Source organism: Moorena sp. SIO3I6 (genome assembly GCF_010672095.1).
On the sequence record NZ_JAAHHU010000117.1, the window covers coordinates 1 to 19,273 of the forward strand.

Genomic DNA, 19,273 nt, shown 5'->3' on the forward strand with positions numbered 1-19,273 from the left:
GTCTCCTCTAAGACTTAGCCGTAACAGCAGCAATACGCTTCAAAATACTCAAAACATCATATAAATAATTGCCAGGATTCCAGATATCAAAGGCTTTTGATAAAGCATAGCGTAGAGTTTCGCCTTTAACTAACTTGATAAAGATAAAGCTAGCACCATTAGTAACAAGACCAAATGTTGGTTGCTCTGTTTGGGGACTCTTGACCATGTAAACTAGTGCTTGAGGAATTGCTGGTTGTAAGGAAACAGCAGAACGCTTCGACTCAATAACGGCTATCCAAATTGGTTTGCTCGCTGCCAAAATATCAATACGTCCTTTTACAATTGTGTCTTCATCTTTATCTTCAATGGGTAAAGACACTTCATACTCTGCTTTAACTTTAAAAGGCGGTTGGTAAAATCCTGCCCAATCCAATAAGGGAGAAACAACAACCATTTTAACTAGGTCTTCTAGTACCAAATCTTTAGACAAGTACTTGTAATTAGCTTTTGCTCTATCGAGCATTTGCCTTTCTAGTTCACTTAGTTGGGGGAGGTTTTCGACGCACTCTGGAAAAAACTCCGGCTCCATTACTTCTTGGAGCTTAAATTTATCTTCTACGTCACTAAGGCTGAGTTTTGATGGAGAAATAATAGTAGCCATAATGATTGATTTTTGTTTACAGACTCATTCTTTAATTATATATCAAATAAAATGGGTGCATCCCTGAGTGATAAATTGAAAACTTGGAGATGCACCCAATATAGAGTTTATAAAATAGATGAGGGACAGTTGTTATTGGCGCTGATTGCCTTTAACACCTTCTTACTTCTGCCCTCTGCCTTCTGCCCTCTGCCTTAAAAGGATAAGCAAAGTACTTCACCAAAATTAAAATTGCTATAGTTATCCAATATGTTCACAAATATAAGACCACATTAAATCAGATGACTCTTGAACTACTGGTTTTCCTGAGTGGGTTTGGGCTTCCTCTAAACCAGTAACATTTAATGTGTTAATCTCAGATAACACTCGCTTGCCATCGTCATCCACTAATGTATCGAAGCCAAAAATGACTATGCCTTGCTCCAAGAAACTAGGAATAATCGTTTCGGCAATTCTGATTTCGTCTTGATCCGGTTCGCCAACAGTTGTAGAACCCCCTGCTGACATATTGCAGATCCAAGAGTCTTCTTTAGGAATCCTGAGGAAACCTCCTGTAACTTTCCCATTCACCACTAGCACTCTTTTATCACCTTTGCTGTAATTTTTTAAGTACTTCATGGCTAAATAGTCACCACTATCCCTTAAGCTTTCTTCAATGACTGACTTGTATTCATCAAGGGAATATTGATTATTCCCTTCCCAAGCCTGGTCATCAACTATCCTGATAATTCCTTTACCTCCATAGCTGCGCAGAGGTTTTAAAACAATGGGAAACTCTTGGTAAAATTCTAAAATTTCCTCCAGAGTACTGCAAAGTTTCATCGGTGGACACAGTTCTGGAAAGTTCAGAAGCGATGCTTTTGTATCTGTTTTTTTGATTCCTGATGGACGATTAATGATTTTATCTTCCGGTACATGACTGGTAATGAATTCAAAAAACTCATCGGGTATTGGTCGGTCTATCCTCAGAAAAATCAAATCATGATCTTTAAAGTCTGTTTTGATGCTAGCATTTAAGAATTGTTCACCGCTTTCTTGAGGAACAAAGTTATCGTCAACCAGCAAACTCATTAACTCAGTGGAAGTATAGTCATAGAAAAATTCCTTATTTTTGGGGTTTCCCCTGCTTGCCACTTGAATAGAGTCACAAACAGGATGTTTAGCCATAGTTCTCAGTAGGGGATAGATTGAACTTATTCCCCCGTGGGTATGATGATCAGTAATAGCTAGTATTCGATACTTTTTATTGGTCATGAAATAATTCCGGTAGTTTGGAAAACCCCGATTTTAATCGGTGGATGACGTATTGCATTTGCCTTTCGCCTAGGCAATTATAAGGCTTCGTGGTAGTTGTGGGGAACAGGGAACAGGGAGCAGGGAGCAGGGAATAGGGAATCGGGAATCGGGAATCGGAACCCACCCCTAACCCCTCCCAGGAGGGGAACGGGAATCGGGAATCGGGAATCGGGAATCGGGAGCAGAGGCAGGGTGTCAAAGGTGTTAAAGATATTAAGTGTGGCAAGTGTGGGGAGATGGGGAGATGGGGAGATGGGGTAAATTCTTATTAAGGGCAATTATCCCGACATGATATGTATTTTATCATAGCTATGAGGTACAAAAAATTGGTTTCCTTATTACCTATTCCCTGCTTACTGCTTACTGCTTATTGCTTCCTTATCCCTGTTCCGGTGATCCGCTGTTCCCTGTTCCCTAAAACCCAGAAATTTGTACCTCATGAGGAAAGATAATTGCTATAAAACCAACCCGATTGAGAATTGCTATAGTATGGTCAAATCTGTTTCTCGAACTAGCTGCCAATGGTAAAGATAGCTTCCTTACCTTTGACTCTCGAAGAGTTTCTGGAACTACCAGAAACTAAACCCCCTAGGGAATATATCAACGGTGACATTACCCAGAAACCAATGCCTAAAACTCGCCACTCCAGACTTCAGAGCAAGTTGACGAGTACAATTAATTCTGTTGTTGAGGAACGGCAAATAGCCTACGCTTTCCCAGATATACGATGTACTTTTGGCGGACGGTCAATTGTTTCAGATCTAGCAGTTCTTCGCTGGAACCAGATTGAATTTGATGATGAATGGGAGCCTGTCGATGATGTGTTTATTGCTCCAGACTGGACTATTGAAATTATATCTCCAGGCCAGAGTTCAAACCGAGTAACAGGTAACATTTTACATTGTCTAAGACATGGTTCTCAACTAGGATGGCTAATTGATCCTTACGACCGCTCGGTCTTGGTTTTTCTACCTAACCAACAACCGGAATTGTGTCAGAGAAGTGACTCTCTAGTGGTGTTAGATGGTATCGAGCTTCAGTTGACAGCAGAGCAAATTTTTGGCTGGTTGAAAATGGGAAGTTTAGCAACATAAGGGAGTAGGGAGTAGGGAGTAGGGAGTAGGGAGTTTTGATTAAGCTGAATTAAGCGCGATCGCATTATCATTGAAACAACCGGTAGAGTTTTCATTCCCGGTCTAGTTCACAACTACACTATTAGAATTAGTAACGCCATCTGGCCAGATGGGACAGATGTTGATTAAGCTGAATTAAGTGCGATGTTCCGTTCGCGCAGCGTCTGGCACTGCCAGTAAGGAACCGCTTGTGGCCTTCGGCCTCCGCTGCGCGAACGCGATTGGCCGTAGGCCACGCTACGCGAACGCATTATCTACCCAACCTTCCCTGCTCCCTACTCCCTACTCCCTACTCCCTACTCCCTTATTACCAACTATTGACCAATCAGGAATCCCATAAAAGAACTATAAGACACACTAAAGGTACTTTTGTCTACACCTTCTAATCTGACATCAACACTGTCTTTAGGATCTAATTTCATCATTGCTGTTATCGATTGTGCTGTGGAATTTTTAATCAGCCCAGGTTCGATTACAATAATCGTTGTGTTATTGTCATCAGTCTTACCATTCTTATAAATGCCCATAATCACACCATCGCTGTTACCATTCCCTCCTGAAAATTGTAATGTGGCAGCAAAAAAGTAATAGCCTGATGTGGGGGCTATAAACGCATTGCTTTTATCATCAAAAACCTTGTAAGGGTCATTCCTTTCAACAAATTCTATGACATGGGTTCCTGAGCTTTTAATATTTTGACCATCAAATTTTCTGTCTGCAGAAAATTGATATCGTGTTGCTGTGCCCCCCTCTGCAACAACACCCTGACTAATTTTGGTATCAACATAGGTTTTTACCGCCTTTTCGGTCGGTACGGCTGAATCACTGTTACCCTTAAGCTCTTGATCATTGGAAAACTCATTGACTGCTACACCATTTTTAAGCTTCAGATTACCATTGACATCTAGATTTGCCCCTGGATTGGTCTTGTTAATACCAAGTCTGCCATTATTGGTATTGAAGTGCATCTTGATATTGTTAGAATCCCCTGTATCACGGATGTAGAGATTATCGTCAACACTTATATAAACCTGTCCACCGTAACGATAGAAGGCACCATCTTTATTTATATGCTCAGTGCGTTGAACACTCACATCAAGGCCTTGGGTCTGGGTAATCCCAGCAATGGTTAGGTTACCGGCAAACGAAGACTGACCTGTCCCCAGCACACTCAGCCCACCATTGGCTGTTGTGGTTAATGCCATTCTCTCATTGATGCCATTTAGGTCTCGCCAGGAGTGCTTGAGATCAGCAGCATAGAACAAGGTTTGATAGTTGATACCTAGACCATATCCGCCCCATAATTGCAACTTCAGGTTGTTGTTGAGATCTGTATTTGTAAAGACAATTTGTTGGCTACCGTGAATTTGAAGCTTGCTGGTGTCCCCTAAGGTAACATTACCATCAACATTCAGACCACCTTGGCTCTGGGTAATCCCAGCAATGGTTAGGTTACCGGCAAAGGAAGACTGACCTGTGCCCAGCACACTCAGCCCACCATCGGCTGCTGTGGTTAATACCATTCTCTCATTGCTACCACTTACGTCTCGCCAGGAGTGCCTGCCATTAGCAGCGTAGAACAAGGTGCTACCGTTGATACCTAGACCATATCCGTTCCATAATTGCAACTTCAGGTTGTTGCTGGTGTTGATGTCGGTAAATACAATTTGTTGGTTACCGTTAACTTGAAGCTTGCTGGTGTCCCCTAAGGTAACATTACCATCAACACTCAGGTTTTCGGCGACGTGTAAGGCATCAGCTACCTGTAGGGCACCGGATGAATGTTGCGATCGCACTGTGCCATGAATCGCGATATTGTCAGTATCCTGATTCCCAAGAAAGACAAACCCTGATAGGATGCTATCCCCTTGCACACTTAGTCTGGCATCAGCATTAGCATTGGTCCCAATCCCAACATTGCCATTAACTGTCAGGTCTTGGTTTACGTTGAGAGTCTTGGCTTGAAAGTCTTGCTCCGATGAACCAGCTAGATTAGCTTTTCTCTGGTCAACTTGGTTTATTTGGTTGTCAATATAGCTCTTTACTGCCCTTTCGGTGGGTACGGCTAAATCATTGTTACCACCAAGACTGCCATCATTGGAAAACTCATTAACTGCTACACCCAGTTGCAGCTTCAGATTACCATTGACATCTAGATTTGCCCCTGGATTGGTCTTGTTAATACCAAGGCTGCCATTATTGGTATTGAAGTGCATCCTGATATTGTCAGAATTATCCTCAGCACTATTAAAATCACGGATGTAGAGATTATCGTCAACGGTTATATAAACCTGTCCATTGTAACGATAGAAGACACCATCTTTATTGATATGCTGACTGCGACTAAATCCACCGACATCAAGGCCAGGAGTCTCGGTAATCCCAGCAATGCGTAGGTTACCGCCAAAGGAAGAGTTACCTGTACCGAGCACACTCAGCCCACCATCGGCTGCTGTGGTTAATGCCATTCTCTCATTGGTACCGCTTACGTCTCGCCAGGAGTGCCTGCCATTAGCAGCGTAGAACAACGTGCTACCGTTGATACCTAGACCATATCCGCTCCATAATTGCAACTTCAGGTTGTTGCTGGTGTTGGTGTCGGTAAATACAATTTGTTGGCTACCGTTAACTTGAAGCTTGCTGTTATCTACAATGACTTGCCCAGTGCCTTTGGGACGAATCACAATATCTTGGCTACCATTGTTCCCAATCGCTTCAATACGGTTAAAGCCAATCCCAATGCCTTGGCTCAGATTTTGGGCATAGAAGGCTCCAATATCAGCAGTTATCTCATTGTGGTTAGCTCTAACTCTGAGTTCACCCTGTTCAACATGAAGTTTCTTCTCTGGAGTGTCTATAGCGATACCAACATTCCCAGCAACACTCAGGTCTTCTGCTACCTTGAGGGCATCAGCGATTTCGAGTTTTCCGGATGAATGTTGCGATCGCAATGTGCCATGAAAGGTAATCTTATCTTCATCCTGGTCCCCCAGTAACACATCCCCCGGTTGATGATCAACGTCCCGAGCAATGACATCCCCTCGAAATGTTACATTTCCCTCTACCTCTAGATTCCCGGAGACCGTTACTGCTCCATTTAAATGGGTATCTCCCCCATCAACCTTAAGCTTGTAATTCCCTGGTTGTGTTGTCCCAATCCCAACCTTACCATCAACGGTCAGGTTTTCCGAGACGTTTAAGGCATCCGCTATCCGCAGTGACCCTGATGAATGTTGCGATCGCACTGTGCCATAAATAGTGACTGTATCTTGATCGCTGTTTCCTAGGGTGACGTTATCACTGACCGTTAGAGCACTCTCAATGGTCAACGGGCCGGTCATGGTACCCCCGGATTGACTCACTACTCCAGTCAAGGGAGAGAAAATAGCGCGACGGTCTTCTACTAATTCCCACTTGCTCCCATCACAGAGCAGTAGGGCTAAGGGAGAGTAGTGATGACTAATGCCATGGGGATTGGCTTTGTCTATACTCCATTCAACGGTCTGTGAGGTTCGGGTAGGAATCAACCAATAATCCCCAGTTGTGTAGTTTCCGGATTCAAACTTAACTTCTAGGTCATTGTTTAACTGGATATATCCCTCATTACCCTCAGGCTGTGTCACTGTGATCGCTTGTTCCGAATCCCAAAGCCGCACTGTGGGAATTGTCCCCAAAGACTCTCGTGTCACCGGTTGATTGTTGGGCCACTCGGTCACATACAGGTTATCCCCTTGGACATTGTTGAGCTTGACAAATATCCCCGGGATGCCCTGTAGGGTATTCCGCTCATCAGTGATTTCCACCCACTGACCAGTAGCAAACTCAGCTTGGGAATCACCGCCAATATTAATCCGGTTACTATCAATGCTTTCGATCCGAGCTGCGATCGCACCATTATGCCGTGACCACTTAAAGGTGGCTTGCCCTAATTCTCCGGATTGATGAATTTCTAAACGGTACAACTGATTTGCCTGACTTCCCCCTGCCCCTTGGGGAGTACGGGCTAAGAGCTGCCCTTTGTTATTAGCAACGTTAACCCAGTTATTCCATAGTTCAGATAATGTGTTATTATCTAATTCCTTATTAATATCCGCTTCCACCTTAAGCAGCTTAGCCTGCCAAACGGTCTTAGTCCTGGTGCTGGTATCTGGTCCACCGAGAGCTTCTTCTCGAATACTGGGGTCTTCAATGATTGTGATGTGCCGTTGCCAGACATCCAGATAAGCCAAGTAGTAACCTGAGGTTTTGTCCAGTTCTACCTGAGGCAAATCCGGTTGTTTGGTATACTCCACCTCCTGATCATTTTCACAGAAGATGCCATCCACATAGCAGTGTCCCTTGTCAATGGTCAACGTGCTACCATTGTCAAGCACTTTAAGTTGAAAGCTGCTACTGGTATTACTCAGAACACCATTTTGAGTATCAGTGGGAAAACCATTTAGCCCAATGGTATCTTGAGCAATTGTCCAATCGCGATAGGCACTGATATCTAGCTGTTCATTCCAATCCGCATCCAGCAATACCCTACCTTGCTGCATCCGGACGCTACTGTAGTGTTTGTTGCGATTAAATGTGAAGCGAGTAAAATCCCCTTTCATCAAACCCTCCGATACTTTTTAGCTACCAAAATCTACAAAAGCAAATTTTAGCCCACTAATGCAAGCTGATTTCTCAGCCAGGGGGTATCTCCCAAGGCTCGCAGAAAGATTCCACGAGCGCCGTTGATATCTCGTTCGCGAAGCGTGACCAAAGGTCAATCCATAGATCGACCATCAACTTTAGATTTAATTATTTTGCTTCCACCGATGTTGACCAGTTCACCAGTCCAACTGACTGTTTTACTGGTATAGGCTTCGCAGACATCGACTACTGTCTTTCCGGTCTCTTTGGCTTTATGCTTTAAGAACTCTTTAAAGCGATAATGGGCAAAAGTAAGCATGTTGCGGACAGTCTTAGATCTAATTTTTCTATTTCCTTTTTTTGACATTTGAGATGTTTCAAATGTAGGAAGTAATATCACATCAAAGTTGTCCACAAGGAACCTAGCTGCTTTGTGATGAAGTTCATCTATCAGGTTTTGAATTCTGATAATCATCCGCCGAGTAGCTTTCCTCATTCTGCGCTTCTGTCCACGCTTAGCTTTACTAATTTTGGACAATAGGTTGTCCAGGTGTTGGCACAGCCTCTGAATTTTAGAGAAATCTCCGTGTCCAATCTTTCCGACAGAAGTCTCGCTAAAGAAAGTAAGAAAGGTTCTGACTCCAGGGTCTAAAGCAACTACTCGCCCTTGGTTATCGAGTTTCTCTTTCGTTGCTTCATGGGGAACTACCAAGTAATAATTTCCATTGTGGCTGGTCAGTCTGCCATCTCCAATATTGTTGGGGAGACGCTCGGCATAGGATATTTCCCCTAGTTTGGTGTGGTAGACGCCTTTTTCAGATACTGCGGACTTTGGAATGTAGCAAGACTGTCTTGGATTTTTACGAGATCTAAATTTGACCCGATTAATCTGAAAAGTCTTCTTGTACTTTCTCTTAGCCTCCCGAACGGCGGCGCAAGCATCCTTTATCGCTATTGATTTAATTTGATAAGGTACTGACTTGCACCACTCGGGTAGGTCGTTTAATATTTCAGTTTTAATCGCTTTCCAGTTGGCTTTAATCTCACCAGACTGAAGGAGCTTTACTGTTTTGTTGAACACATAGCGGGACACCCCAAACCATTTGCGAACAAGAGAACGCTGTTCAGGGTTTAGGAACACTCTGATCTTCTTGGATTTTCTTACCGTATTTCCTGAGTCCGTGGACTCGACAGGAGAAGACGTGAATGATGGAGAGAAGATCTGCGGTAAGTTCGGATTCCGGACAACTTTCAGGTTGGTCGAGAACCAGGATTTTTCCACCGTTGAGACCGACCAAGTACTCAATGAGTTCAAACCCGAATCGGGTGAGCCTGTCTCTACAGGTAACAATAATCGTGAGCTTATCTCCGCGCACAATTCGTTCCAATATGGCTCTAAGACCTTTCCTTTTGTAGTTGAGTCCTGATCCGATGTCTTTAATGATTTATGCTTGTGGGAAGAGCGAGTGGAGGTAGGCAACTTGCCTGGAAAGGTCGTCTTTTTGCTTGTGGGTGCTAACTCTGCAATACCCAATGCTGAATTCACGAACTCGATCCACGTTTCCTTTGAAACTACCAAATCTGAGCAGACTCTCTGTGTCAAAGAGTCTGGTTCCACCGGGAGTTTTCTCGCACCTGATCGTGCCATTATCCGCGTACTTCCTTAGAGTGTTCCCAGATAATCCCGTAAGTTCGACCGCCTTACGGAGAGGGACTAGTACCATGATTAAAATCTAATACACTTTTGTAAAAAGTGCAAGATTTTTGTAGATAATCATTAACATCTGCTAGCCTTATTATCAGATAGATATCACATACCTATAGACAATTGCCTAAAACTGAAACCAGGCCATGAATTCAAATCGTTTAACCAGCAACCTGCTACTTATAACCAGCAACCTGCCACTTATAACCTGCCATTTGCCACCTGCAACCTTCCAACTTTAACCTTTCACTTTATAACCTGCAACCTTATAACCTTCAACCTTAAAACTTTCAACCTTCAACCTTAAAACTTTCAACCTTCAACCTTAAAACTTTCAACCTTCAACCTTACAACTTTCAACCTTATAACCTTCTCAAGTCACATAAAATACCCCTACCTGAAGACCAAAGCGCAAGTATTCATTCAGGGCTGCTTTTAAATTAGCTTGGCGCTGGGGCTGCACTAAGGGATTGAATGCTCCCATCTCAGAGCCATTTTCAGCACCGGTGCGGATTCCCTCAGGAGTGTCAAAGGTCAATTGGCCATAGCCCGGTTGACCATAGTTAAGAGTTGTGAAAACAGGTTGCTGGTTAGTTAGTAATGTGGTATTTTCGGCTGCTGTCAACTCGTCGATACTGTTGCGTCCTAGCCGCTGTGCCTCTTGTTCCAGGAATAGGTCAGGTTGACACTGATAGCGATTCGGTGTTTGGGAACCGGACGGAACATAAGAGAAGCGTATCCCACCAACCTGTCGTTGTTCAACGGTGACAGTATCTGTGAAGATAGTTTCTGAAGCCAAGATTATTTCCTGGACAGCGACTTGACCGAAAACAGTGGTTCTTGCCATAGTGGTTGGGGGTCCGTAACTGTTGTTAGCAACAGATGCGATCGCAAATTTCCCAGCGCCATCAATAATACTATCTTGGATGGTTAAGTTAGCACTCTGTGCTGGTAGGCGTAATGGTCCGACAATGCTGTGTCTAATCATTAGCTGTAAATCAGCTGTCTGTCCTTCTTCGACAACTATGCTGGCTTGACCTTCTTCTGCCATCACGGTGCAGTGGGTTAGGTTCAGTCTCAGATTCCCTTGAATTGCGATCGCACCTTTGATCAGCAAGCCATTGAGATCTAAGGTTGACCCCGCTGCTGCCCCCACTACAGTTAACTTTCCATCCACGGGATGGATACTAGGGCAAGCGCCATCAGCGGCTTCAATCACTAATCCCTTAAGATTGCTCAGTTGCAGGGGAGTGTAATAGGTACTGTTATCCATAATTCGGATAACTCCGAGCTTGCCACGGTTTACCCATTCCTTGAGGGCTCCCTGCAAGCTAGTAAACCATTGCTCAGATTTGGGAGTATGGGTTTTTGAAACAAACCATACCGTGTTAGAGGTCTGGGTTAAGCTTTGGCGTCGGCTGTAGGGTCCACCACCAAGGTCAGCACTAAATCCGTAATTGTAGCTGACTTGTAGTTGATCTGGCTCCGGGTCTTCCCCTTCCGCAAAAGTCAAGCGTCCCAAATCCACATCCACAGCTACGGTTTTCCCCTCGGAAGGGCGACTCCAGTTGCGCAAATCCCTCCCTTCTACCTTATCGATTGGGATCAGTTGACCATTTTTAATAATCGTGACACTGCTGAGATCACCGTAGTAGTCTTGTAACTCTTCCTGAAAAGCTTGGGATGCGATCGCTTGGGGTACATTAATTGCTGCCGCCACCTCGCTAAACTCGGTTCTAGTTTGAGGACGGTTAAACAAGGGCATGTCATAACCCAAAGGATGGAAGGTATAGCGACCTTTGTTCGGTAAGGGAGTGACTTGAAAGGTATACTTGCGCTGGGTTGAGGCCGATTGCACCGCAACAATGGTATTTTGGAAGCGTTCTGGATCCTGACCGAGGGCAAAGGAATAGGCAACATTCCGTTGTTCGGTAATGGCATAAGCATTACTATTCCTGACCGGGTAGCTTTCCAGACGCCACAAAAACACTCCTACACTGGGGATGTTATATCTACCGCGATTGGATTCAAAGGGACGGATATCGATAGTGTGGGCAGCAGTGTTGAAAGGACTGTCTAGGCGCTCTAGGGCATCGGTTCGACGCAGGTCAAAGGTACCCCCTTTCCCTGGGCGGATGTGAGACAGATGCTGGGTTGTGGCGATATAGTCAAAATATTCTACTACCCTGGCTTTCCAGCCAGTTACATCCTGAACCACCATTTCCAAAGTGGCAGTAGTCCCTTTACGGCGACGGTAACGAATTGTATTAGCAATCCGGGTACGTTGGCTGAAGATAATCTGCTTTTCATCATTTAAATCCTCGATGCCCAGTAACTCAGCAATATAGGGCATCACCCAGGAATCACAGGTTTCAATAAACCAGTTGTCATACAAGCCTTCAATATCAGCTTCTATAATCTGGAGTTCCTTTTCCATTACTGCCAACAGCGCCCGTAGGGGTTCCCCTTGGGCAAAATCTCGCTGCCGGTAGATAGCAGGTAATAGATTATAAAGCCGCTCGGTTGATTGGTTCATCTTAGGAATACCGTTGTTCACCAGGGAGATTATAGAGAACTCAAAAGTCAAAAATAACAGGATTTGATCAGATGCGCATCTTATGGTAATAAACAATATAGATTCTTAATAAGGGGAGCAGTAAAGGTAATTGATAATTCCTGAAACCCTTATCTATCAAGATATACGAGCTTGTAAATCAAAAATAATATCTAAAAAGCCTAAACTCCTATAAAATTATAATTTGGGCAAAATTCAATATCTGCATAGCCTTGCACCATACTTTAGCTACGGTTTCCCCAAAGGAGACCATTGAGCTGTTTGCAGTTACATACAGCAAAAAACAACAGGGCTACTTACACGTAGTACCCGATTAATCTGTAAACCATTAGTTGGAGGTGCAGCGGAAAGGGGCTGAGTGCGGTATTGCGTCCACACTTTGAAAGCTCCTTGCTAACTCTAACCCTCAGGGTTTAAGTGGTGTATTCTGCTGCGAAATTTTCGATGAAAAAAATCCGTATTGTTCTGTGGGCGGCACTATTGTCTGGTGCTATGCTCATGATTCCACAGCCAGCTCAGGCGATTGAAAGCATAATCGAGCCGGTCAGTCACTTTGATACTGGCACAGAGGGTTGGAGCGTTGTTGACGTTAATGATCAAGAAGTTGACCCCGAACAGTCTAGAATCTGTGGATTCATCACTGGTGGCTACATTCATAATGATGATCAAGTCGGTGATGGACCCTACGATTACGTTGCTCCCGAGAAGTTTCTTGGTGACAAATCCAGTTTTTTCAATGGAAACCTCAGGTTTGCTGTTGAGGTTAATTTGGAAAATAGCGATCAGATTACCGAGGATATCAATAGTTTAAATAATAGTTTAATAAATGGTTTAATAAATGGTTTAACAATAAGTGGTGGTGGTTTGGAACTACAGAACCATGTATCGACGCCCACTATAGACCAATGGACTCCCTACACAATCCCCCTTAATGCAGAGGGTGGATGGATAAAAACTGACAGCAATGAAGCAGCGACGAATTTAGAGATAATGCAAGTGCTGACAGATTTGGATTATTTAAAGATTAATGGCGATTGGTTTACAAATACCAACAAAGACCGTTCCAGTCTCGATGAAGTTCGCTGGGAAAAGTGTGGATCTCTCTACGTCTATGAACCCCCGAATAATTCTGCCCCTGTGGTGGCTAATCCCATTGGTGCTCAAAGTATTAACGAGAATGAGTCTTTTACCCTGACAATTGGGGAAGCAACATTTAGCGATACCGATGGAGATAGTCTGAGCTTGAGTGCAACCATACCGAGCTGGTTGGATTTCGATGGCACTACGTTCAGTGGTACTCCCAGTAGCGATGACATTGGCACAACCACAATTACTGTAACAGCCTCTGACGAGCTATGCAAAACCGTCAGCGATGCCTTTGAACTTCAGGTTAACCATGTTCCCGTGCGTACTGAAATTGCCAATTCAGTGGAGGATTTTTCTGATACTCAAGGAGAGCATAACTGGTTCTATGGCTACTACGATGGTTCCCTGACCAGTGCTGATTTCCATGAAATGCAGGAATACACTGAGGGATCCTGGAAAGTGAAGCAAGGAAAATACTGGACTGAGCTATCTAACACTATTGCTCATCCCAACGGTCCGAAAACCACCGGTAGACGGAAAAGGGTTGAGCAGTGGGGAGTTCGTCGCTGGGTTAGTGACATTGAAGGGGAAGTTACCTTCAAGGGTCACCTCGCCAAGAAAGACAGTCGTACTGCCAGCGATGGTGTGATTGCCTATATCTTTGTTGATGGTACTAAAATCTGGTCTGACGCAATCCATGGCAATGATGGTGTTGGGGTTTATTTCACTGTATCGAGCAAAGTGCAAAAAGGCTCGGTAGTTGACTTTGCCCTGGCACCTGGCAATAGCGACTTTTTTGATAAGAGCACATTCACGATTAGCATCATTGGTTTGTTGTAGAGCTTAAGTATTCAGCGGTCAGCGGTCAGCGGTCAGCTTCAAATAAACCTTGTTCGCCCATTGCGCCAATGCGCAATGGGCGAACGGGAGAATTTAAGATTGATAGATTAATGAGAATTGAAAGTCTTCAGAAAAGTCCTTGGCTAAGGTCAAAGGCTTATAACTGATAGCTTACGTCATTTTGCGAGAGCTTCAATAGTAGAGACCCTGACAATAAGTGCCATATAAGTGCCATGTTTTACTAAGAATTACCCTCTATATATGCTTGAATAGTTTTAATTAGATGGTTTTTATTTAGTTGACATTTATATAACTCATCATAGAAGTTAATATCTACTTCTCGCCAACTTATCCAACCGAGCAAACTAGTATGGGAATGTTTATTATCTGTAAAACTATAAGCAACTAACTTGGGAGCATTTCTGATGGAAATTATACAAAAATCGTCCTGAGGGCTAATTATGTTCTCAAGATCGTCTTGATAGACCATAATTTTAAAGGTAGATTGATTGATCAGTTTTGATTTCGTTTCATCATCAAGGGAATCGTAAAAATACCGAAATTCATCCTGTTCATATTCAATCAGATATCGTTCAGCCACTCGAACGTCCAAAAAATCTTTCAATTGCTGTTTATTTTTCAGGATCTTGAGGAAATGTAATGAACAAATTGCCTTGACCGTACCTTCTTTGTATAACTCAGCCAGAGTGAGAATCTCCGAAAAAACAATTTTTCCTTGTTGTAGATATAAACTACTATTGATTAGTGTTTTGAGGCTGTCTATTTTTTTAAGAAATAGCGGTATAGTTTGCCGTCTACTATATTGACGTTCTAAAAAAGCTACTAATTCTGGCTTTTCGCTGAGCAGTAAATGGTCTCGTAGTTGTTCTTTTAAACTATCTAAGTTATCTTCATAGTCTTGCTCCCAATAGATAGATTTTATATCTAGTCCTTTTTCAAGGTTTGCACTGTTATTGGTATTCCAATGTGCTACAAAGAAACCTATTGTCTGAGTTTTGCCCGATTGAGATTCCGATAGGACTCTCCAAGTTTCAATACACCTATATGTAGGTCTATTTTCAATCATACTAAGATCATATCGCTTAGTGAATTCATAACTAAAAGTTGCTTCTTGCTCTGTGGCATTACTTTCATAACTTTTGATACTAATTTCTATAGGGATTATATTATTCAAATTCCATCCCGCTTCCCTTGACTGTTCGCTGCTATTTATGGCTTTAGTTTCCCCCTTAATATTAAATGTTATTTCTCCTTCGTCTTTGCTAGCGTAATTTTTGCTTTCTCGTTGCAGCTTTATTGTCACGACGAAATCCTTCGCAGGATCATAAAGTTTAAGTCTGATAAGAATAGGTTTTAGTATAAATTCATATAGTAAAGATAAGCATAAAGCCATAACCGCACTTAGGGGTAATAGATATACCCAAATCCCTGACTTTATCGGTTCTTCTAGTAAATATAGTAAGTTTTCTTCTTGTACAATTTGATGGCTTTTGTCCAGGAAAATATCTAAACATAAAATATAGTATTGATCAGTATCTTTATCTTTAAATTTATACCATAACGTTCTAATTGCGTTAGTATTTTGATCGTTTATATCTATATAGATACCAGTAATTGCTGACTTATTGTCGAAACCATCAGTGATAAAAAAATTATTACTATAATCATTGTTACTAGCTCTAAACCAAGGTCTGGTTTTAAAATCTATCTCTGATGTATAACCCTGATCAGTAAATGGATAAGATATCAAAAAACCTGTATCAATGTTAAAAATATAAACATTATTTATTCTGAGATCAGGAATATGTTTCCAGTAATGCTTATCATCTGTTAAATAAGTAATTACCTCTTTACTAAAATCATTAAAATTTTGTGTAGCCATACTATCGTCATCATTTTTTATTATTTCTGTCCCTATATTTTTTAGCATTATATGAGTAAAGTTTTGAAAAATTTTATCATTACGACTTTGTTTTTGTTGTTGATTTTTGTTTATTGCCTGCTCCTGGACAGTCTCGTTTATATTACTCCATTGTTTTGAATTAAAATCGATTACACCAGAATAATCATAGTAAACGTTAATAGATTCACTTGTCTTTATTATCTTCCAGGGAACAGAACCTTCATTTGGTGATAGATTGTCAACAATTATTTTTTTTGTTATATTTCCAGGAACGTTTAGGATTCCAGATCTTTGAAAATATGATTTATAGTCCTCTTTTAATTTATCTTGTGTTTTTCCAACAAAATCAGCAAATATTTTTGTAGATTCTACCTCTAGGTCTAGATTCTCATACCAGACAGTGAGCTGTTTATATTTCTCAATTTCTCGATTATTTTTGACAACATATCCAAAAGATATGATCAGCACCATCGATACTATATAAGCAATTAAAAATTTAGAGGATAATGCATAGGATAATACACGATGTATTAATTTAAATGAATTATTGTCTGATTTCCGATTGAAGCCTGAAGATACCATACTATAAGTCTAATTTCCTATTTCAATGCAGGTGTTTACACCTAACTGATTTGCCAATTGTTACTAGGTTAGCCCTAGGGCGTGTTTTCAAAGTTTTCCGCAAGATTTAGATCCCCCCCAGCCCCCCTTAAAAAAGGGGGGAGCCATACTCAAAGTCCCCCTTTTTTAAAGGGGATTTAGGGGGATCTCCGAGGCAAGAAAACACGCCCTAGGCACTTTCAGATGTCGGGGATAAGATTTTTAATCTCTTGATACTAAGTTTGTTGCAGAGAACCATGATTGACTGACTTTAGTCCTAAAACCTTTGATGTTACCTAGGGAGCAGTGGAATGCTAGCAAAATCCAACAAAACCATTGCCAGGGTGAGGTTTTACTATGTTCAACCCAACCTACGAAGCTGCAATAATAAGTCTATTCGCTGAACCCTGAGTACTAAGATTCGATAATAGCGATCGCGAAGCGGTTCCAAAGGAACATCGCGTTTTCTTACTTCACTGCTTCCTTATTTGGTTTTGGGATTTGGTTTGAGTAGTGATTATGAGATCACTACAGCTAACTTCTCACCTCTCCCTATTCTTATTGATAGTTTTATCAAATTTATTTTGATTTGGCAATGAGTATTTGTACTTGTTTTTTGTATAAATGAGTTGTAAAACTAGATTGTGATTTTTTATAAACTAAAAAATTCTGTATTCCTTACTGCTCTTAGCTATTGGGAGTTTTAGGTTTACTAAACCTTGGGATTATTTGTTCACATATCAAATCGAAATACTATAGTAATCTTAATTTCCTTCATGTTCCTTCGGTAGTGCTTCAGTTTGACCCGGTGGGTGGAATGGGCATCTTGGTGGAACAGGCATCTTGGTGGAATGGGCATCTTGCCTGTTCCAATTTTCGGACGGGCTGTACCAACGCTGGCTATGAGGCGGACAATGAGAGTTTCTTCCCTAAAGCATCCTACGCCTCCCTACCCCACTCTTCGCCACCTGGTAATTCAGTTAAATAATCATCTAAAACTGCTGGCAGTTCTTTAGCTGAATACCGGTAAGTGAGACTAAGTAAACTATTGGCAGTCAAAATCAGCTGTGGTTTATCCAGTCTCTGGGAAAGTTGAGACCGCCTTAACTCTCCATTGAAAACTTCCAGACTAGCAGGAGCGATCGCTGCTTCTAGTGCTTCCTCTAACCTGGGCTGCCATTGATCAGGCTTAATATAATAGGAGGTCTTATTATCTTTGAGATTAAGCTTTTTAATTTCCAGAATTGAACTGGCAATTGAAGCTGCCCAAGAATTGGTTAAACGCTGCTCAATTTGATTTTTAATTAAGTGGATAAATAGCCTAACTAGGAACGAATCAATATTACGCAAAATTGCCTGTTTACTCATCCCTTCTAATTCATCGACAATTGCTAAAGCATCTGCGTATCGTCCTTCTACAATGCTAGTTTTGAGGTCTATAAGTTCTTGTGTCATCAATTTTTTATCGACTAATTCTATAAATAGCAAAGGGAACAGGGAACAGGGAGTCGGGAGTCGGGAGTCGGGAATAGGGAGCAGGGAGCAGGGAATAGGGAGTAGTTAATTTATAAGAGGTGATTTTGATAACATTAGTGTGATCAAGATTTAAAGTAGAGGCATAAAACTAATTTGGTCTTGATATTAATCTAACTAGCCTCTATTGTTTTAGTATGGTTTTGATAGGCAGCCTCTTTTTCAGCTTTAAACTGTCGGATTTTTTCAAGAAAAGGAGGGGGATTTTTACGCTGTTGCTCGCGCATTTTATGACTCCACGCCAACCAGTCAGCAATATAGGCGCTCACGGAAACTTGGTTGTGTAAATAGTATAAAATTGTGGCATAAACCTGTTCTAGTGTTACCGTCCTATAGCGTTCGGCAATCGCTTCTGGTGTCTGGGCACGATGGATATATTGATAGAGAATATGTTCTATCCCAATGCGTGTTCCTTTAATCCGAATATCATCGGGTGCTAAAAAATCAAAGTAATCTTCTAATTGCATTAGTAAATTGAGGGAGTAGGGAGTAGGGAGTAGGGAGTAGGGAACAGGGAACAGGGAACAGGGAACAGGGAACAGGGAACAGGGAACAGGTAAAAAATATTGTGTACCTGATTAGGCTATAACCCGCTATTATATATAATACGTGGTGATAATGCGTAGGCTACTTGCCAAAATCATACCCTAATTCAGCAACACCTGGTATTTGACTATGGTAATTATTGTTTTTGAACCAAATACCCAGGATATTTTACAATGGATACCGTAAAATTTTACCAAGATACCGTCGAAAAAATTCTCAAAGACTATGCGGCTATCCCATACAGTTATGGTGATATTAGGCAGTATGTCATTATTGATGCCGAGCGTACTCATTTCCTACTGTTTAACGAAGGATGGAACGGCAAAAAAAGAGTCCATGGCGTTGTCACCCATGTTGAAATTCGTCAGAGCAAACTCTGGATTCATTATGATGGCATCGAAGACGGCATTACCGATGAACTAGTTGCGGCGGGTGTGCCAAAGGATCATATTGTCCTCGCGTTTCATCCTCCCCATTTACGTCAACATACTGGATATGCGATCGCATAACCCCAATCACAAATAATATCAAGTCCGGTTGAATACCCATTATAAAAGTGTCGGGAGGGTGGGGAGATGGGGAGATGGGGAGATGGGGAGATGGGGGAGATTTTTATAAAGGGTAATTATGCTGAGATGATATAACTAGTAGGGTGCGTTCATAACCCACCCATCCCATTAACAATTCCCTCTTCTTTCTTCCCTACTCCCTACTCCCTACTCCCTACTCCCTGGTTCCTGTTCCCGACTCCCGACTCCCGACTCCCGACTCC

General features: G+C 42.1%; 18 protein-coding genes. 5 read left to right on the top strand and 13 right to left on the bottom strand.

Annotated features, from left to right (window positions below; translation table 11 throughout):
• Nucleotides 1-7: 7 nt before the first annotated feature.
• The 3 genes from F6K49_RS25695 to F6K49_RS25705 all read right to left on the bottom strand — a co-directional run bounded on the left by F6K49_RS25695 (nucleotide 8) and on the right by F6K49_RS25705 (nucleotide 2,138).
• On the bottom strand, nucleotides 8-643 hold the full coding sequence (locus F6K49_RS25695; RefSeq protein WP_293068423.1) for a type I restriction endonuclease: 636 nt from the start codon (nucleotides 641-643) through the stop codon (nucleotides 8-10).
• Between the two features lie 240 nt (nucleotides 644-883).
• The gene (locus F6K49_RS25700; protein ID WP_293068426.1) at nucleotides 884-1,897 is read right to left on the bottom strand and encodes a YheC/YheD family protein; all 1,014 of its coding nucleotides are present in this window, start codon (nucleotides 1,895-1,897) and stop codon (nucleotides 884-886) included.
• Complete coding sequence (locus tag F6K49_RS25705; protein ID WP_293038056.1) at nucleotides 1,887-2,138, bottom strand: hypothetical protein; 252 nt, start codon at nucleotides 2,136-2,138, stop codon at nucleotides 1,887-1,889. The genes F6K49_RS25700 and F6K49_RS25705 overlap by 11 nt, the downstream gene beginning before the upstream one ends.
• 112 nt (nucleotides 2,139-2,250) lie before the next feature.
• Here F6K49_RS25705 and F6K49_RS25710 point away from each other — a divergent pair, with 112 nt between their 5' ends.
• Nucleotides 2,251-2,391: a hypothetical protein gene (locus F6K49_RS25710; protein ID WP_293038058.1), complete on the top strand. Its 141-nt coding sequence runs from the start codon at nucleotides 2,251-2,253 to the stop codon at nucleotides 2,389-2,391.
• Nucleotides 2,392-2,460: 69 nt separating this feature from the next.
• On the top strand, nucleotides 2,461-3,033 hold the full coding sequence (locus F6K49_RS25715; RefSeq protein ID WP_293020780.1) for a Uma2 family endonuclease: 573 nt from the start codon (nucleotides 2,461-2,463) through the stop codon (nucleotides 3,031-3,033).
• Here F6K49_RS25715 and F6K49_RS25720 read toward each other — a convergent pair.
• Complete coding sequence (locus F6K49_RS25720; RefSeq protein WP_293020779.1) at nucleotides 2,976-3,128, bottom strand: hypothetical protein; 153 nt, start codon at nucleotides 3,126-3,128, stop codon at nucleotides 2,976-2,978. The two genes, F6K49_RS25715 and F6K49_RS25720, sit on opposite strands and share 58 nt — an antisense overlap.
• Nucleotides 3,129-3,262: 134 nt before the next feature.
• Here F6K49_RS25720 and F6K49_RS25725 point away from each other — a divergent pair, with 134 nt between their 5' ends.
• Nucleotides 3,263-3,412, top strand: coding sequence for a hypothetical protein (locus F6K49_RS25725; RefSeq protein ID WP_293020778.1), 150 nt, complete (start codon nucleotides 3,263-3,265; stop codon nucleotides 3,410-3,412).
• On the opposite strand, the gene F6K49_RS25730 is transcribed toward F6K49_RS25725, so the two are convergent.
• The 5 genes from F6K49_RS25730 to F6K49_RS25745 all read right to left on the bottom strand — a co-directional run bounded on the left by F6K49_RS25730 (nucleotide 3,387) and on the right by F6K49_RS25745 (nucleotide 11,933).
• Nucleotides 3,387-7,670: a DUF6519 domain-containing protein gene (locus tag F6K49_RS25730; protein ID WP_293101183.1), complete on the bottom strand. Its 4,284-nt coding sequence runs from the start codon at nucleotides 7,668-7,670 to the stop codon at nucleotides 3,387-3,389. The two genes, F6K49_RS25725 and F6K49_RS25730, sit on opposite strands and share 26 nt — an antisense overlap.
• 155 nt (nucleotides 7,671-7,825) lie before the next feature.
• On the bottom strand, nucleotides 7,826-8,833 hold the full coding sequence (locus F6K49_RS25735; protein ID WP_293101186.1) for a transposase: 1,008 nt from the start codon (nucleotides 8,831-8,833) through the stop codon (nucleotides 7,826-7,828).
• Nucleotides 8,817-9,080, bottom strand: coding sequence for a hypothetical protein (locus F6K49_RS25740; protein ID WP_293020775.1), 264 nt, complete (start codon nucleotides 9,078-9,080; stop codon nucleotides 8,817-8,819). Before F6K49_RS25740 ends, F6K49_RS25735 begins: the two co-directional genes overlap by 17 nt.
• Nucleotides 9,081-9,137: 57 nt before the next feature.
• Nucleotides 9,138-9,416, bottom strand: coding sequence for a MerR family transcriptional regulator (locus F6K49_RS53560; RefSeq protein ID WP_365939951.1), 279 nt, complete (start codon nucleotides 9,414-9,416; stop codon nucleotides 9,138-9,140).
• A 354-nt stretch (nucleotides 9,417-9,770) separates the two neighbouring features.
• Entirely contained in the window at nucleotides 9,771-11,933 is a 2,163-nt protein-coding gene (locus tag F6K49_RS25745; RefSeq protein WP_293038062.1) for a phage tail protein, read from the bottom strand.
• A 483-nt stretch (nucleotides 11,934-12,416) separates the two neighbouring features.
• On the opposite strand from F6K49_RS25745, the gene F6K49_RS25750 reads away from it, so the two are divergent.
• Nucleotides 12,417-13,898, top strand: coding sequence for a putative Ig domain-containing protein (locus tag F6K49_RS25750; protein ID WP_293101189.1), 1,482 nt, complete (start codon nucleotides 12,417-12,419; stop codon nucleotides 13,896-13,898).
• A gap of 241 nt (nucleotides 13,899-14,139) precedes the next feature.
• On the opposite strand, the gene F6K49_RS25755 is transcribed toward F6K49_RS25750, so the two are convergent.
• The 4 genes from F6K49_RS25755 to F6K49_RS25770 all read right to left on the bottom strand — a co-directional run bounded on the left by F6K49_RS25755 (nucleotide 14,140) and on the right by F6K49_RS25770 (nucleotide 18,422).
• Complete coding sequence (locus tag F6K49_RS25755; RefSeq protein ID WP_293101192.1) at nucleotides 14,140-16,293, bottom strand: hypothetical protein; 2,154 nt, start codon at nucleotides 16,291-16,293, stop codon at nucleotides 14,140-14,142.
• 862 nt (nucleotides 16,294-17,155) lie between these two features.
• On the bottom strand, nucleotides 17,156-17,281 hold the full coding sequence (locus F6K49_RS25760) for a hypothetical protein (protein WP_293068444.1): 126 nt from the start codon (nucleotides 17,279-17,281) through the stop codon (nucleotides 17,156-17,158).
• Between the two features lie 80 nt (nucleotides 17,282-17,361).
• Complete coding sequence (locus F6K49_RS25765) at nucleotides 17,362-17,877, bottom strand: DUF29 family protein (protein ID WP_293101195.1); 516 nt, start codon at nucleotides 17,875-17,877, stop codon at nucleotides 17,362-17,364.
• 191 nt (nucleotides 17,878-18,068) lie between these two features.
• Complete coding sequence (locus F6K49_RS25770) at nucleotides 18,069-18,422, bottom strand: DUF433 domain-containing protein (protein WP_293101198.1); 354 nt, start codon at nucleotides 18,420-18,422, stop codon at nucleotides 18,069-18,071.
• A 252-nt stretch (nucleotides 18,423-18,674) separates the two neighbouring features.
• Between F6K49_RS25770 and F6K49_RS25775 the strand changes: the two genes are divergently transcribed.
• Nucleotides 18,675-19,010 (top strand): XisI protein, encoded by a 336-nt coding sequence (locus F6K49_RS25775; RefSeq protein WP_293020762.1) that lies wholly within the window; start codon nucleotides 18,675-18,677, stop codon nucleotides 19,008-19,010.
• The last annotated feature ends 263 nt before the right edge of the window (nucleotides 19,011-19,273 follow it).

What these genes read in the sequence shown, in the direction of transcription:
- F6K49_RS25765 (WP_293101195.1), bottom strand. Translation starts at nt 17,877, where the DNA reads ATGACACAAGAACTTATAGACCTCAAAACTAGCATTGTAGAAGGACGA.
- F6K49_RS25775 (WP_293020762.1), top strand. Translation starts at nt 18,675, where the DNA reads ATGGATACCGTAAAATTTTACCAAGATACCGTCGAAAAAATTCTCAAA.
- F6K49_RS25745 (WP_293038062.1), bottom strand. Translation starts at nt 11,933, where the DNA reads ATGAACCAATCAACCGAGCGGCTTTATAATCTATTACCTGCTATCTAC.
- F6K49_RS53560 (WP_365939951.1), bottom strand. Translation starts at nt 9,416, where the DNA reads ATGGTACTAGTCCCTCTCCGTAAGGCGGTCGAACTTACGGGATTATCT.
- F6K49_RS25760 (WP_293068444.1), bottom strand. Translation starts at nt 17,281, where the DNA reads ATGCCCATTCCACCAAGATGCCTGTTCCACCAAGATGCCCATTCCACC.
- F6K49_RS25730 (WP_293101183.1), bottom strand. Translation starts at nt 7,670, where the DNA reads ATGAAAGGGGATTTTACTCGCTTCACATTTAATCGCAACAAACACTAC.
- F6K49_RS25755 (WP_293101192.1), bottom strand. Translation starts at nt 16,293, where the DNA reads ATGGTGCTGATCATATCTTTTGGATATGTTGTCAAAAATAATCGAGAA.
- F6K49_RS25770 (WP_293101198.1), bottom strand. Translation starts at nt 18,422, where the DNA reads ATGCAATTAGAAGATTACTTTGATTTTTTAGCACCCGATGATATTCGG.
- F6K49_RS25700 (WP_293068426.1), bottom strand. Translation starts at nt 1,897, where the DNA reads ATGACCAATAAAAAGTATCGAATACTAGCTATTACTGATCATCATACC.
- F6K49_RS25750 (WP_293101189.1), top strand. Translation starts at nt 12,417, where the DNA reads ATGAAAAAAATCCGTATTGTTCTGTGGGCGGCACTATTGTCTGGTGCT.
- F6K49_RS25695 (WP_293068423.1), bottom strand. Translation starts at nt 643, where the DNA reads ATGGCTACTATTATTTCTCCATCAAAACTCAGCCTTAGTGACGTAGAA.
- F6K49_RS25715 (WP_293020780.1), top strand. Translation starts at nt 2,461, where the DNA reads ATGGTAAAGATAGCTTCCTTACCTTTGACTCTCGAAGAGTTTCTGGAA.
- F6K49_RS25710 (WP_293038058.1), top strand. Translation starts at nt 2,251, where the DNA reads ATGAGGTACAAAAAATTGGTTTCCTTATTACCTATTCCCTGCTTACTG.
- F6K49_RS25720 (WP_293020779.1), bottom strand. Translation starts at nt 3,128, where the DNA reads ATGAAAACTCTACCGGTTGTTTCAATGATAATGCGATCGCGCTTAATT.